Annotated in this window: 16 protein-coding genes; 4 read left to right on the forward strand and 12 right to left on the reverse strand. The window is 63.1% G+C overall.

Features of this window, described 5'->3' with window-relative positions; translation table 11 throughout:
• Nucleotides 1-151 precede the first annotated feature (151 nt).
• From C2L65_RS32445 to C2L65_RS32470, 6 genes are all read right to left on the reverse strand, one after another.
• Nucleotides 152-1,837 carry a GMC family oxidoreductase gene (locus C2L65_RS32445; protein ID WP_042306074.1) on the reverse strand — a complete coding sequence of 562 codons (1,686 nt, stop codon included), beginning with the start codon at nt 1,835-1,837 and terminating at the stop codon, nt 152-154.
• 113 nt (nt 1,838-1,950) lie between these two features.
• Nucleotides 1,951-2,961: an ABC transporter substrate-binding protein gene (locus C2L65_RS32450; RefSeq protein WP_042306073.1), complete on the reverse strand. Its 1,011-nt coding sequence runs from the start codon at nt 2,959-2,961 to the stop codon at nt 1,951-1,953.
• Nucleotides 2,962-3,211: 250 nt separating this feature from the next.
• Nucleotides 3,212-3,556 carry a cupin domain-containing protein gene (locus C2L65_RS32455; RefSeq protein ID WP_042306072.1) on the reverse strand — a complete coding sequence of 115 codons (345 nt, stop codon included), beginning with the start codon at nt 3,554-3,556 and terminating at the stop codon, nt 3,212-3,214.
• A gap of 40 nt (nt 3,557-3,596) precedes the next feature.
• Entirely contained in the window at nt 3,597-4,574 is a 978-nt protein-coding gene (locus C2L65_RS32460; protein ID WP_042306071.1) for a M14 family metallopeptidase, read from the reverse strand.
• Entirely contained in the window at nt 4,571-6,043 is a 1,473-nt protein-coding gene (locus C2L65_RS32465; protein ID WP_042306070.1) for an NAD-dependent succinate-semialdehyde dehydrogenase, read from the reverse strand. Before C2L65_RS32465 ends, C2L65_RS32460 begins: the two co-directional genes overlap by 4 nt.
• A gap of 17 nt (nt 6,044-6,060) precedes the next feature.
• Nucleotides 6,061-7,140, reverse strand: a complete 1,080-nt coding sequence (locus C2L65_RS32470) for a tartrate dehydrogenase (protein WP_042306069.1) — start codon at nt 7,138-7,140, stop codon at nt 6,061-6,063.
• Nucleotides 7,141-7,270: 130 nt separating this feature from the next.
• On the opposite strand from C2L65_RS32470, the gene C2L65_RS32475 reads away from it, so the two are divergent.
• The gene (locus C2L65_RS32475) at nt 7,271-8,188 is read left to right on the forward strand and encodes a LysR substrate-binding domain-containing protein (RefSeq protein ID WP_042306068.1); all 918 of its coding nucleotides are present in this window, start codon (nt 7,271-7,273) and stop codon (nt 8,186-8,188) included.
• Here the strand turns inward: C2L65_RS32475 and C2L65_RS32480 are convergent.
• The gene (locus C2L65_RS32480) at nt 8,182-8,679 is read right to left on the reverse strand and encodes an Lrp/AsnC family transcriptional regulator (RefSeq protein ID WP_042306067.1); all 498 of its coding nucleotides are present in this window, start codon (nt 8,677-8,679) and stop codon (nt 8,182-8,184) included. The two genes, C2L65_RS32475 and C2L65_RS32480, sit on opposite strands and share 7 nt — an antisense overlap.
• A 44-nt stretch (nt 8,680-8,723) precedes the next feature.
• Complete coding sequence (locus C2L65_RS32485) at nt 8,724-10,133, reverse strand: aspartate aminotransferase family protein (protein ID WP_042306066.1); 1,410 nt, start codon at nt 10,131-10,133, stop codon at nt 8,724-8,726.
• Nucleotides 10,134-11,042: 909 nt separating this feature from the next.
• Here C2L65_RS32485 and C2L65_RS45725 point away from each other — a divergent pair.
• Entirely contained in the window at nt 11,043-11,195 is a 153-nt protein-coding gene (locus tag C2L65_RS45725) for a hypothetical protein (protein ID WP_156132271.1), read from the forward strand.
• On the opposite strand, the gene C2L65_RS32490 is transcribed toward C2L65_RS45725, so the two are convergent.
• Nucleotides 11,192-12,118: a 2-hydroxyacid dehydrogenase gene (locus C2L65_RS32490; protein ID WP_042306065.1), complete on the reverse strand. Its 927-nt coding sequence runs from the start codon at nt 12,116-12,118 to the stop codon at nt 11,192-11,194. The genes C2L65_RS45725 and C2L65_RS32490 overlap by 4 nt on opposite strands.
• A gap of 3 nt (nt 12,119-12,121) precedes the next feature.
• Nucleotides 12,122-13,021 (reverse strand): GNAT family N-acetyltransferase, encoded by a 900-nt coding sequence (locus C2L65_RS32495; protein ID WP_042306064.1) that lies wholly within the window; start codon nt 13,019-13,021, stop codon nt 12,122-12,124.
• A gap of 224 nt (nt 13,022-13,245) precedes the next feature.
• Between C2L65_RS32495 and C2L65_RS46255 the strand changes: the two genes are divergently transcribed.
• Both C2L65_RS46255 and C2L65_RS32500 read left to right on the forward strand, forming a co-directional pair.
• The gene (locus tag C2L65_RS46255; RefSeq protein ID WP_167306545.1) at nt 13,246-13,410 is read left to right on the forward strand and encodes a hypothetical protein; all 165 of its coding nucleotides are present in this window, start codon (nt 13,246-13,248) and stop codon (nt 13,408-13,410) included.
• Between the two features lie 62 nt (nt 13,411-13,472).
• The gene (locus C2L65_RS32500; protein ID WP_042306063.1) at nt 13,473-13,958 is read left to right on the forward strand and encodes a universal stress protein; all 486 of its coding nucleotides are present in this window, start codon (nt 13,473-13,475) and stop codon (nt 13,956-13,958) included.
• A 46-nt stretch (nt 13,959-14,004) separates the two neighbouring features.
• Here C2L65_RS32500 and C2L65_RS32505 read toward each other — a convergent pair whose 3' ends face one another.
• On the reverse strand, nt 14,005-14,289 hold the full coding sequence (locus C2L65_RS32505) for a hypothetical protein (RefSeq protein WP_007583222.1): 285 nt from the start codon (nt 14,287-14,289) through the stop codon (nt 14,005-14,007).
• 9 nt (nt 14,290-14,298) lie between these two features.
• Nucleotides 14,299-14,508: a hypothetical protein gene (locus C2L65_RS32510; RefSeq protein WP_007583220.1), complete on the reverse strand. Its 210-nt coding sequence runs from the start codon at nt 14,506-14,508 to the stop codon at nt 14,299-14,301.
• Nucleotides 14,509-14,616: the final 108 nt, after the last annotated feature.

Below are 14,616 nucleotides of genomic sequence, written 5' to 3' on the forward strand. Positions count from 1 at the left end.
CAGCCACTTCCTGAACTCGCTGTATTTCATGTTCTCCCTGTGTTGTTATGAAGGGAGAAATGTACAACATAAATGTTATATTTATAAGTGGAGATATGCAACAAAATTGTTGTATTTTTTCTCAGAGGCAAATCGGGGTATAGGACCCGGTTCAGACTCCTCCGGATGCTCTTATCAACTCCGCCACCCTCTCCGCCACCATAATTGTCGGTACATTCGTGTTCGCGCACGGGATAGACGGCATCAGCGACGCATCGCACACATGCAGTCTATCCACGCCATACACCGCGCCGTCCGCGTCGGTCACGGCCAACGGATCGCCGGGCGCCCCCATCCTGCATGTCCCCGACGGATGCCACGTTCCGCCAACCGATCGCGTGACAAACGCAGTCATCGCAGCGTCATCGGCCAATAGCTCATCAATCGAAACACCCTGCGTCACCACGCGCCGGATCAGCGACCCACGCAACGGCCCGGCAATATCGAGTAGCGCGCTCAACGCGCCACGCTGAAACGCATTCCACACGCCCGGCACGGCGACAGCCGCGACGCGCGGAGAATAGCTCGATGGAAAAATGGCATCGCGATGCGCCGCCATCGACGGCGCTGCCAGCGTCTGCGCACCAAAGCGCAACGCGAGCTTCAACCGTTCGAGATCGCGCTGATCCGACAGCATCGCGAAGTCGACCAGCGGCTCATCGAACGGATTCGAGGACGCGAGCTTTAAAGACCCGCGCGAATACGACTTGTTGACCCAGAAGAAAATCGTCCCGAGCCGATAACCGACCGAATGCCACCCCGAGCGCGACAGAATCGCGCCGTGCATGTCGCCAGGCACGGTATCGGGCAAGCCGGAAGAGAAACGCACGATCGCCTGTTCATGATGCTCATCGGGAAACGGCGTACGGGCGGCGCGCGGCAGAAACGCCGACACGGCAATCGACGGATGCTCCATCAGATTGCGCCCCACGCCCGCGCGGTCCGCGCGCACCTCGATGCCGAGCGCGATGAGATCGCTGGCGGGACCGATGCCGCTTCTGAGCAGCAGCGCAGGACTATGAATCGCGCCCGCACTGACGATCACACGCCCCGCGGGCACATCTTCATGTGTGCCGTCCGCACGCAAGACCCGCGCACCCGTTGCACGCTGCCCATCGAACAAAATCCGCTCGACGACGAGACCCGTGCGTATCGACAGATTCTTGCGCGCACGCACGCTATCGTCGAGATAACAGACGGAAGTCGGAATGCGCTCGCCCGCTGCGCTCACGGCGATCGAGCCAACGAACGTGCCGTCTTCCCATGGACCGTTCTGATCGTCGCGGAACGCATGTCCGCGCTGTTGCAGCGTGCCGAGCACGGCCTGCACGAACGGCGAGATGCGCGGCCAGCGAGTGCGCTGAATGCGCACAGGCCCGCTCGCGCCATGCAACTCGCCGCCGAAATCGCAATCGGTTTCGAGCTTGCGAAAGTAGGGCAGGCACGCTTGCCAGTTCCAGCCGCGCGCGCCGAGCGCTTCCCATTCGTCGTAATCGGCGGGTGCGCCGCGATTGGCCATCAGCGCGTTGATCGCCGAGCCGCCGCCCAGCAGCTTCGCCTGCTCATAACGGCGCAGCGCCGCTGGAGCGCTCATGCGCGCTTTCAGTTGCTGCCAGATGTTGCTGGTGTCGAGATATGCGCGGCCCGGATAGCGGCTGCGGATTGCATCGGGCATGGTCGCCTGCGAGATGTCGCGGCCCGCTTCGATCAGGCACACGGTCTTGCCCGCGTCTTCGGACAGTCGCGCAGCCAGCACGCAACCAGCCGAGCCGCCGCCCAGAATCAGATAGTCGATCACGTGGAATGTTATGCGGCGCGTGTCGCCGGCAATGCATGAAAAGCGATCAAATGAAAAACGCCCGCAAACGAACGACGTTCCTGCGGGCGCCTGATTGGAACTGCGCGACTACGCTATTGCATGAACTTCAGCCACCGCGCCTTGGCCTGAATACCGGCGTCGGAGGCCCACCATTCTTCCGACATCAGCGCCTGCTTCGACGCATTATCCGGCGAACTCGGCAGTTCGCTCGCGCGCTTCGCGGTGATCTTGCCCGTCTTGAACGCAGCGGGGTTGCCAGGACCGTAGTCGATATAGAGCGGCAGATTCGCCTGCAAATCCGGCGACAACGCAGCGTTGACGAACTTGATCGCGTCGGGCAGATTCGGCGCGTTCTTCAGCACGCACAACTGCGTGTTCTGCAGAATGCCGTCGTTGAACGTGAAGTCGACATCGGGATCATCCTTCTTCACGGCGCTGGCGCGGCCGTTCCAGATCATCGTCATGTCCACTTCGCCGTCGTGCAGCAATTGCGCCGACTGGCCGCCCGAAGTCCACCACACGGTAATGTCGGGCTTGATCTGCTGCAGTTTCTTAAACGCACGATCCACATCCAGCGGATAGAGCTTGTCGCGCGGCACGCCATCGGCGAGCAGCGCCGCTTCGAGCACCGTCTGCGGATCGTTGCGCAGCGCGCGCGTGCCGGGGAAGTTTTTCACGTCCCAGAAGTCTTTCCAGCTTTGCGGCACCTTCTTGAGGTTCTTCTTGTTGTAGCCGATCACGGTTGAATAGAACTCGTACGCGACCGAATACGGCGTGCGATATTTTTCCGGCACGGCTGCCGCGTTCGGGATCTTCGAGAAGTCCAGCTTTTCCAGCAGACCTTCGCGGCCACCGCGCAGACAGTTCGAGGTCGGCGTATCGACCACGTCCCAGATCGGCTTGCCCGTCGCGCCTTGCGCCTTGATCTGCGGCCATGCGTCGGGAATGCTGTCCTGGTTGATCGTGATACCCAGCTGCTTCGCGGCAGGGTCGAGGATCGCCTTGGTCTGCGCTTCCTGATACGTGCCGCCTTGTGAGACGAAAGTGATTTTCCCCGCCGCGAACGCGGGCGCCATACCCGCGATGCTCAACGCGAGCGTCATAACTAATGGGCGCAACTTCGTTTTATTGATCACGACTTTTTCCTCGACACGGTTGAAGCGAAAGACATCTTCCAGGTCGTGCTGTCGCGCTTCCGGCGTGGCGCAGGAAGCAGAACAACGCGGGATTGATTGAAAATATAGTGAGTCAATTTCGGCGGAGCAACGCCGGAATTGTTGGAGTCCCCATGACGTAGTGTTATGTCAGACGCTTGCTGCGCACGTTACCAGGGGACTCCCCGATCGCATGCCGTCAGAAGATCACGTAGACCTTGCGCATCGTCTCTTCGACTTCCCATGTGCCTTCCGTGTGGGCTTCGAAGAACAGCGTGTCGCCGCCCGAGAAGTGAACCGTGTCTTCGCCGTCGGGCGTGAAGCGGCCACGGCCGCTGAGAAAGTGCATCACTTCGGCCTGCTTGACCGAGCGCCGATACGTGCCGGGCGTGCATTCGAAGATGCCCGTGTCGATCGCCTCGCTGCCGCGTATCACTTTCTGCACGCCCGATACCTGGATCTCCGTCGTGCCTGGAAGACCGGCCGTGCCCCAGTCTTCCAGGCCCTGCAATGCGATGCTTTGTTTGATCTGCTGGACTTTCATCTCGTGTTTTCGTTGACGATGGTTGATATGACGGCAAAAGCTATCGAGTTCTTGCAATACGCTTCTCGATCTTGCCGAGCCGCACGACGGTCACGCCCGCGCGCAACTGCCTGAGCGAAGGCATCACGAGCATGCAGTCGGGATAGGGCGTGCGCACGGCCTCGCCGTCCGACCAGCCGATCACGCTGCCAGCATCGGGAAACACCTCTAAACCCGTGTAGTCGCCCGCGAAGCGGAGGTCGAGGCTCTTCGCCACGACAGGCTCTGTCACGCGCACGATCAGCATTTCGTCGGGCAGCGGCAGGGTCCAGCCTGCGGGCAAATCGGCTTCATCGACTACGCCCGACAACACGAGAAAGCGCGCCGTCACATCGCGTGCAACGGCGACAGCGCCCGCTTCCCAATGCTGTCCGCATTCGATCAGCAACGCGTTCTTCTCACTTCGAGGATCGCCGAAGCCTTCGTAATCGCGCATACGGCGGCCTTCGGGATGGCCTTCGTCGCAGATCACCGTGGCGGGCGTGCCGAGCTTTTCCGACAACGCGATGCCCTTGTCGAGCGGCCCGGCGACGATCAACGGTTTGCTCTTCTCATGCATCGAATGCAGATCGAGCAGCAGATCGACGGTATCGATCACGGGCCGCATCGCGCGTGCGCGGCGCAACTCGCTCGAATCGAGCGCGGTGTTGTCGAGCGTTTGCGCCGTCCATACGCGGTTGAAGTCCTGATCGACGAAGCGCGCCGCATCCGGCTTCGACGGATCGAAACGCGCGTACGCGTCGACGTTCGCGAACGCGAGCGTCAGCTTGCCGCGCCGAGGGCGCAGCTTCGCGCGCAGCAGCGCATCGACGACGATCGCGCCGCACACCTCGTTGCCGTGCGTGAGCGCGTTGATCATCACGTGCGGACCGACGACGCCCGAATCGAAGGTATGCACGTACGCGATGCCCGTGTCGCTGCGTTCGTGTACGGAGATGTCGGGAAATGTGACTTCGATTGGATAAGCCTGCGCGTTCATTCGAGTCCGCCCTGGCAGAGATATTTGATCGACAGGTAATCGTCGAGACCGTATTTCGAGCCTTCGCGGCCGTAGCCCGATTCCTTCACGCCGCCGAACGGCGCGGCTTCGCTCGCGAGCGCGCCTTCGTTGATGCCGACAATGCCCGCCTCCAGTTGTCGCGCGACCCGGTCGATGCGCCGCACGTCCTGGCTATAGAAGTACGATGCGAGGCCGAACGGTGTGTCGTTGGACGCGCGGACCGCCTCGGCTTCGTCGTCGAAACGGAACAGCGGCGCGACGGGGCCGAAGGTCTCTTCGCAACTCAGGTTCATGTCGGGCGTCGCATCGGCGAGCACGGTCGGCGCGTAGTAGTTCGGGCCAAGTTCCGGCAGGCGCTTGCCGCCCGTCAGCACGCGCGCGCCGCGAGCCACGGCGTCGTCGACGTGACGCGCAATCTTGTCGATTGCGCGCGCGTTGATCATTGGGCCGATCTGCGCAGCGGGATCGGTGGCGGGCGCGACCTTCAGCGCGGCAACGCGCGTCGCGAGCAGGTCCGCGAAACGCTCGTACACGCCGGACTGCACGTACACGCGGTTCGGGCACACGCAGGTCTGGCCGCCGTTGCGGAATTTCGCAGCCAGTAGGCCCGTGACGGCGGCATCGAGGTCGGCGTCGTCGAACACGATGAAGGGCGCATTGCCGCCCAGTTCCAGCGACAGCTTCTTCAACGTCTCCGCCGATTCACGCGCCAGGTGCTTGCCGACGGGCGTAGAACCCGTAAACGTGATCTTGCGCACGCGGCTGTCTTTGAGCCAGTCGGCGACCGCGCCCACAGCGTTCTCGCGCGATGCCGAAATCAGGTTCAGCACGCCGGCTGGCACGCCCGCCTCATGCGCGAGCATCACCAGCGCGATGGCGGTGAGCGGTGTGTCTTCAGCAGGCTTGCCGACGACCGTGCAGCCCGCCGCGAGCGCGGGCGCGATCTTGCGCGCGATCATCGCGAGCGGGAAATTCCACGGCGTGATCGCGGCGACGATGCCCACAGGTTCCTTCACCGCGCTCATGCGCTTGCCGCGCTGCTGCTGCGGAATGATGTCGCCGTAGACGCGCGTCGCTTCGTCCGCGAACCACGCCACATACGACGCGCCGTACATCACCTCGCCGCGTCCTTCGGCGAACGGCTTGCCCTGCTCGAGCGAGATCAGCCGGCCGAGCGCATCGGCGTTCTCGACCATCAGCGCATGCCAGCGGTGCAGCACGGCCGCGCGGTCCTTCGGCAACGCGTCGCGCCAGGCGGGGAAGGCGCGGGCGGCGGCGTCGGTGGCGGCGCGCGCGTCGGCGGCATCGCTGTCGGCGACCTGCGTGATCACTTCGCCCGTCGCGGGGTTCGTCACGTCGAAGCGCTTGCCTCTAGCAGACGCCACCCACTTGCCGTCGATGAAATTGTCGCTGCGGATCAGTTCGCTCAACTCGTATTGCTTGGTCATCTAAAGACTCCTGTGATTCAGGCGAGGCGATGCGCGATAGCCGCGCCCACTTCAGCCGTATTCGCCTTGCCGCCCAGATCGCCCGTGTGCGGGCCTTCCTTGAGCGTGGCTTCGATCGCGACGAGGATCGCGTCGTGCGCTTCGCGTTCCTTGCCCGCGCCGTTGCCGAGAAAGTCGAGCATCATTGCCGCCGACCAGATCATCGCGATCGGATTGGCGATGCCTTTGCCCGCGATATCCGGTGCGGAGCCGTGTACGGGTTCGAACAGCGACGGGAACGTACGGTCGGGGTTCATGTTCGCCGACGGCGCAATGCCGATCGTGCCCGTGCAAGCCGGGCCGAGGTCCGACAGGATGTCGCCGAACAGATTGGTCGCGACCACCACGTCGAAGCGATCCGGATTCAACACGAAACGTGCACAAAGAATATCGATGTGCTGCTTGTCCCACTTCACGTCCGGATAGCGCGCGGCCATTTCAGCGGCGCGTGCGTCCCACCACGGCATGCTGATCGAAATGCCGTTGCTCTTCGTCGCGACGGTGATCTTCTTCTCGCGGCGCTGCGCGAGATCGAACGCGAACTTCAGTACGCGCTCGGAGCCTTTGCGCGTGAAGATCGACTGCTGCATCACGAACTCGCGCTCGGTGCCCTCGAACATCGTGCCGCCCACCGACGAGTACTCGCCCTCGGTGTTCTCGCGCACGATCATGAAGTCGATATCGCCTGCCTTGCGGCCCGCGAGCGGCGACGGCACGCCTTCGAACAGGCGCGCGGGACGCAGGTTGATGTACTGGTCGAACTCGCGGCGGAACTTGAGGAGCGAGCCCCACAGCGAGATGTGATCGGGCACGGTGTCGGGCCAGCCGACCGCGCCGAACAGCACGGCGTCGACGCCTTCGAGCTGCTGCTTCCAGTCGTCGGGCATCATCTGGCCGTGCTGCGCGTAGTAGTCGCAGCTTGCCCACTCGATATGCTGATAGTCGAGGCCGATGCCATAGCGCTTGCTGACGGCGTCGAGCGCACGCAGCGCTTCGGGCATCACTTCCTTGCCGATGCCGTCACCGGGAATCACTGCGATGCGATAGTTGCGGGTCATATGCGTCTCCTCGTCGGGGAAGTGTCAGAAAGGGTTCGGGTCATTCAGACCAAACGTGTACTAACGACTAGTCTATTCCTGATCAACCGTCATAAAATCGCGCTTTCGGTTAAGCCACTATGCACGAACTGTGAATAAATCGCCGAACCTCGACGACCTGCGCGTGTTCTGCACCGTCGCCCGCAAAGCCAGCTTCAGCGCGGCGGCGGATGCGCTGTCGGTGTCGGCGGCGTATGTCAGCAAGCGCGTGAACATGCTCGAAGCGGATCTGGGCACGCGTCTCTTTCATCGTTCGACGCGCCGTGTCGCGATCACGGAGGCGGGCGAGCGCGTGTACGCGTGGGCCGAAAAGATTCTCGACGACGTCGACCGGCTGGTCGAAGATGTGTCGACCACGCGCCGCGTGCCGCGCGGCACGTTGCGCATTTCGAGCAGCTTCGGGTTTGGGCGCCATGTCGTGGCGCCGGCGCTGGCGCGGCTCACCGAGCGCTATCCGCAACTGAGCGTGCGGCTGGACCTGTTCGACCGCATCGTCGATGTGGCGGGCGAAGGCTTCGATCTGGACATTCGTATCGGCGACGACATCGCGCCACATCTGATCGCGAAGCGTCTTGCGGAGAACCATCGCGTGCTGTGCGCGTCGCCGGAATACCTGAAGCGTCACGGCACGCCGCGTCAGCTTGCGGACCTCGGCACGCATCATTGCCTCGCGATCAAGGAGCGCGACCATCCGTTCGGCATCTGGCGTCTGACGGAGCGCGGCGAGACCGTCTCCGTCAAGGTGACCGGGCCGCTGTCGACCAATCACGGCGAAGTGGCCGTGCAATGGGCGCTCGCGGCGCGCGGCATCGTCTTGCGTTCGATGTGGGATGTGCGCGCGCTGCTGGATTCGGGCGCGCTCGTGCAGGTGCTGCCCGGCGTCACGCAGCCCGCTAATGTGTGGGCGGTGTATCCGGCACGGCTGGCGTCGTCGGCGAAGGTGCGCGTGTGCGTCGATTTTCTGGCGGACGAATTTGGCCGCCTTGCCGAACCCGCCGCACGTCAGTGATGGTTCTGTGAGAAGAGTGTTTCGAGCGGATAGTGCGTCTTGACGAACGGCGTCTTGATGATCACGTAGCTGAAGTACTTTTCGATGCCGATATCGCGCTCCAGCAGCCCTTCGATGATGCTCTGGTAGTGGCTGACGCTGCGCGTGATGAACTTGAGCAGATAGTCGTAACCGCCGCTCGCCAGATGGCATTCGACGATCTCGTCGACATCCCTGATTGCGTTGACGAACTTGATGAAGTCTTCCCGGCGATGGTCGGCGAGCGTGACTTCCGTGAACACGATCTGCACGTCGCCGAGCTTTTCGAGCTGGATCTGCGCGCCGTACCCGGCGATATAGCCCGCCTTCTCCAGCCGCTTCACGCGGATCAGACAAGGACTGGGCGACAGCCCGACTGCGTCGGCCAGCTCGACGTTCGTAATTCGCCCTCGCTTTTGCAACTGCGAGAGGATGCGCAAATCGATTCGGTCCAGCTTGCAGTCGGTGCTCATCGTGAGTCGGTCGGTCCCGCATGTCGAAGGGTCGGTCGATGTTATCACGCAGCCGCGCGGCGTTTAAATTCGATCGAACCCTTCAGCGCGGCGCGCACGTCGGCTTGCGCGAGCACGTCGTCGAGCGTCTTTTCGAGGCGCTCGAACAGCAGGTCGAACTCGCTTTCCGTGTAGCACAGCGCGGGCGCGAAACCGAGGATGTTGTCGCCGAACGCGCGGAACACGAGGCCGTTCGCATACGCGGCCGTGGCGATGCGGTCCGGCAGTTTCAGCGCCGCGTCGAAACCCTGTTTCGTGTCCTTGTCGGCGACGAGTTCGAGCGCGCCCAACAAACCGCGATGTCGCGAATCACCGATGAGGGGATGCGCGAGCAGCGCATCGAGCCCTTGCGCGAAGCGCGGCGCACGCGCGATGCCGTTCGCGAGCAGGCCGCCTTCATGATAGAGGCGCATCACTTCGAGACCGATCGCGGCGCTCACGGGGTGCGCCGAGTACGTGTGCCCGTGGCCGATCGCCGCCGTGACGTCGCCGCCATCGGCGATGCCCTGATAGATGGCATCGGACATCAGCACCGCGCCCATCGGCGCATAGCCGGCAGTGAGGCCCTTGGCGACCGTCATCAGATCCGGCTCGACGCCTTCCGCTTCGCACGCGAACAGCGGGCCGGTGCGGCCGAAGCCCGTAATGACTTCATCGGCGACGAACAGGATGCCGAGCTTGCGGCAGGCTTCGCGCATCGCCTTCAACCAGCCGACAGGCGGCACGATCACGCCGCCCGAGCCCTGGATCGGCTCGCAGAAGAAGGCGGCGACGTTGTCCGCGCCGAGGGCTTCGACTTTCGCTTCGAGCGCAGCGACGGAGGCGGCGATCAGCGCGGCGTCGTCGGCGAAATCGTTGCGGTATGCGTAGGGCGACGGGATGTGATGTTGCGTGGGCAGCGGCACGTCGAAGTTGCGATGGAACGCGGGCAGCGCGGTGAGGCCTGCGCCGATCGACGACGAGCCGTGATAGCCGCGTTGCAGCGCGATGATGTGCTTTTTCGACGGACGGCCTGTCGCGTTGAAGTAGTGCGTGATGAAGCGCAACGCGGAGTCGACGGCATCCGATCCGCCGAGCGTGAAGTACACATGCTGCAGCGACGCGGGCGCGAGTTCGACGAGTTTGGCGGCAAGTTCGATGGCGGGCTCGGAGCCGAAGTGGAAGTAGCCTGTCGCGTAGGGGAGACGGGCCATCTGTTTTGTCGCTGCGTCGACGATGCTTTGATGGCCGTAGCCGGTGTTGACGCACCAGAGGCCTGAGAAGGCGTCGAGCAGTTCGTTTCCGTCGATGTCGCGGAGGTAGACGCCTTGCGCGGATTCCAGCACGGTGACGCCGCGCGCTTCGTGTGCGCGATAGCTGACTACGGGGTGGATCAGGTGTTTGCGGTCGGATTCGATGAGGGATCGGTTTGGCATGAGGTGGGTCTCGTTTTCTCGTTTCTTCGCTTTCGCGGGTGGGAGGCGGACCGTTTCATACTACAGAGAGGGGGTTGGCGCGCGATTCGCCAAATTAATCTTTGAATGACGTGGATGTGGTTTTTTTGGGGGTGGGGGCAGCATTTTGTGCTGTGGCGGGTTTTTTTTGTCTGCGACGCTGGGCGGGGGTTTGGACTTTGCGATGGCATCCGCGGTTTGCTCTTTCGCTGGCATCCGCGCTTTGTTAGCGTGCTTCAGGCGTCGCCCCTGTGCGGGGCGGCACCTACTTTTCTTTGCCGCCGCAAAGAAAAGTAGGCAAAAGAAAGCGGCTAACACCGCCAGCCCGTGTTCTTATCCACGGGCCCCCAACGTTCCCATGCTTCGCACGGCAGTGCCCTGGTTAGTGCCCGTTGCCAACGCTTCGAATGAACGCCTCACCCGCTTCGGATACCCGTACTTGGGCCAGCGGCAGCGAATGGTATGTGCCGCCCAGGTGGCAAACTATGTGTAGGCCGTAGTGCCTCGCACGCCTCACTTCGGACCCGATAGCGCACGCTCCACCCTGTAAGAGCGCCGAGCTATACGCCGCGACAACCTACACACAGTTTGCCACCTGGGCGGCCGTGGAATATCTGGCGCGGCGTGGTGCAGCGCGGGCGCGTGAAGCGGGTGAGGCGCAGCGCAAGAGCGCTGGCAACGAACGTGGGTCACGTGATTGCCGTGTGAAGCGTAAGACCCTGTGGGGGCCCTCAGGCGAACACAAGAATTAGCGGTGTGAGCCGCTTTCTTTTGCCTACTTTTCTTTGCGGCGGCAAAGAAAAGTAGGTGCCGCCCCGCACAGGGGCGACGCGTGAAGCACGCTAACAAAACGCGGATGCCAGCGCAAAGGCAAACCCACAGGGGCGACGCATGCAGCACGAAGGCAAGACGCGGATGCCAGCGCAAGAACAAGCAAACCAAACCCAACACCCGCGCCGCGAAGGCAAACAAAAAGCCCAGACGGCAACGCCTGCGCCGCAAAGGCAAAAAACCACCTCCAGCGTCGCAGACAAAAACCCTTAATACCCTCGACTCCGATCAACCTCCCCGACCATGGGCAACCCATCGCGCCGCCGCCGAATATTCTCCAGCACCACGTCGACGGCACTCTCAGGCCGAGTAGCACTTGCAATATGCGGCGTAATCCTCACCCGCGGATGCGTCCAAAACGGATGCGACTCCGGCAACGGCTCAGGATCCGTCACATCAAGAATGGCATTCTGCAACTGCCCGCTATCGAGCGCATCGAGCAGATCCTGCTGATTAACCTGCGCACCGCGCCCGACATTAACGAACGAAGCCCCTTTCGGCAGCTTGCCGAACAGACGCTTATCGAGCAGCCCGCGCGTCGCATCGGTAAGCGGCAGCAGGCACACAAGCACATCCGTCCGGGCAAGAAACGCATCGAGCGCCTGAACGCCCGCAAAACACTCAACACCCTCGATCCGATGCTCCGAACGACTCCACCCCGCACACGGAAACCCAAACAACCGCAAACGCTCCAGCACGGCAGTGCCCAACATCCCAAGCCCCAGCACGCCGACGCGCCGCGTCGAAGCCGCCCTAACGGGCATCTCACGCCAGACCCGCTGTCGCTGCTGCAAAGCATAATCGAACAGATCGCGATGAATGGTCAGCACGGCCTGCGTCACATACTCCACCATGCCTTCGACGATCCCCGGCTCGATCATCCGCACCACAGCAATATGCGGTGGCACGCGCGACAGATCGAACTGATCGATGCCCGCGCCCACCGAGAAGATCACTTCGAGATTCGGCAACGTGCGCGCCGGGTCGTCAGGTGGCTGCCACGCGGCGAGATAACGTACCGCGGCCGGATCGCCGACGTCCGGCCACAGCCGAAAGGGAATCTCGGGCGCCTTTTGCGCGAAGTGCTGCGCCCACAACTTGCCGCGTTCGGGATCGGCCTTGTAGAGAAGCGTCATGATTTAACCAAGTGCCTGATTGACGATAGCGGACTGCACGACAGAAGGATCGCTCGCGGGCGTGCCGTTGCGGGACATCTTGATGACAGTGTCGACGCGCTTTAGGCCCAGTTCTTCGAGCCACGACGTAAGGCCGCTGTCGCCGGGCGTGTCGATGCGGGTGAAGGCGCCCGCGTTCTCCGAGAGACAATGCGCGATCAGCGCTTGCGCACGGCGCGTCGATTCGTCTACGGAGTTCTCTACGACAACCGGCCCGATCGCGTGTCCACGGCCAAACGGCCGCAGCAATGCGAAGCCGAGCACGACGCCATCGCGCTCCAGCGCAACGCCCCGCGCAACATCGAGCAGAGCAGGCAGCAGCGCACTGCGATCAAGGCCGTTCGCGCGCGTAGCAAGGTCGATCAGACGGGGCGTGTCGGCGGCTTGCAAGGGGCGCATTTGCTCGCCCGGTTTCAGCACGATCTGCGGCACGTGAAAGTCGATGGCCTGGTGCTGGTTGATCGTGCCGATTGCGCGGAAGCCGAGCTTCTCGTACAGCGGCTGGCCGGCTGGCGTTGCATGCAACACCGTGGTCCGTCCGCCAAGCACTTCGAGCAGACGCTCCATCAACTCGCGCCCGATGCCTCGACCTTGCTGGTCCGGCGCGACGATCACCATCCCGAGCGATGCGCCGTTCTCGCCGTACTTCCAGCACAACGCCGTGCCGACGATGCGATCCCCGCTCAGCGCGACAAAGCCGCTGCCGGCATCGGCGACCAGGCGCCAGTCGTCGGCGCGATGCGGCCACTTGACCTCGAGCGACAGCGCGTGCGCGGCGGCGATGTCATCGGGCGTGAAAGGCCGGAAGGTAACAGTGGAAAGGGAAGGCGCGGAAAGGGCGGAAAGCGGTTCGGGTGTGGACACGAAAGCTCCTCTGGCTGGATACGCCCGTCACTTTGGCATTCAGTCGGCGCGAAGGCTAGGACGATCCTGCTGCGACAGGCGCACGCCGTTCCTATCCACGCCCGTGCGCGCCGTTTTGCGCAGCGCCGCAAAGCGCATCTTGCTGGGGCCGTGGTTCGCGCAAACAGCCGCCGCAATGCGGTCTATCATGGAAAGTACAGCATTCATCAGCGCAGGAGCACACCATGCCCTCCGATCCGTCCGCTGAGCCGACCGCCAAACCTCTCGACCCCGCGCAAACGACATCCGGCAAGCAGCCGGCCAAGCCCGCGAAAGACGACGTTCCCGACGCCGACGCGGCCGAGCCCGTCCCGCACGAGCATCTTCCGAGCCGAAGCGACGACAACTGACCAACAGCGAAGGCGCCGCTCAATCAAGGCTCGCACCGGTTCAAACCGGAAGGGAGCGAATCATGCAGAACATCCTGGCAGGTTATGACGGCTCGCCGTCCGCGCGGCACGCCGTCGCGTTCGCAGTCGATCTGGCGAAGCGCTTCGATGCGCGCCTGCATGTGCTCGTCGTCGCGCGCGCGCCGGACTGGGGCGCGATCGAGCTCGAAAGAAAGGAAATGGTCGACTACGAGTTGCGTCACGCGAACGAAGTGCTCGACGACATCAAGGCGAAGCTCACGTCATCGAACGATCACGCCGAGTTCGATCTCGTGATCGGCCAGCCGGCGAAAGAGATCGTGCTCTACGCGGAGCAGCACGGCATCGATCATCTCGTCGTCGGGCATCGTGGGCATACGCCGTTCGACCGCTGGCTGATCGGCTCCGTCGCGCGTCAGGTGCTCGCTTACGCGCCGTGCGCGGTGACGATCGTGCGCGATCCGGCGTCGATGAAGAAGCGCGTCGGAAAGACCGAGCAGCATGCGGCGGATGAAGCGCCGTTCGTGTGAGGTCGAAAACCCAGGCGCGGCGGGTGAAGCGCGTGCAGAACGCGCGTCACGCGTCCGTCTGCGCGGTATCGCGGCCAAGCTTCTCGGGCCGTGTGCTGAAGCGCGGCTCGTCGATCCACGCCGCGAGCCAGTCGTGAAACTGGCCCCAGTCGTCGGCCAGGTCAAGTTCGCGCGCGCCCGGCTGGTCGCGGCCGCCGTCGCCGATCCACGCGTAGACGGTCCGCGCGCCGCCCCACCACGCGATCATCCCGTCCGTCAGTTCGGCGATGGTCCCATCGGGCAGCGCCCGTAGCAGCCGCGACAGGCGCGCGTCGAATTCATCGAATCTCATGCCCAACCCTCAATGCACGACGCCGAAGAACGCAATCGCGCCCTCGGCCGGCGTCAATCCCGCCTTGAAATAACCTTCGAGCCGGTCGGCTGTCGATTCGTCGAGCGTAAAGGGCGGGTGAACGAGTCCCACCTTGAACGCATGGTCGTACCAGTCGCTAATCCACGCGCGCAAATCGATCACATACAGCGGCAGAGCGTTCGAAGCGTCGTCATACATGTGCGTCTCCCCCATGCCCGATGACCCAATGCTAGGGCTAACACGATGCACCACCAATCGGCAGCGGCGGATTGTGTATTCAGGAAATGCTGATTTGAAGCGTCAGGA

It is taken from the genome of Paraburkholderia terrae (genome assembly GCF_002902925.1).
GTDB lineage: Bacteria > Pseudomonadota > Gammaproteobacteria > Burkholderiales > Burkholderiaceae > Paraburkholderia > Paraburkholderia terrae.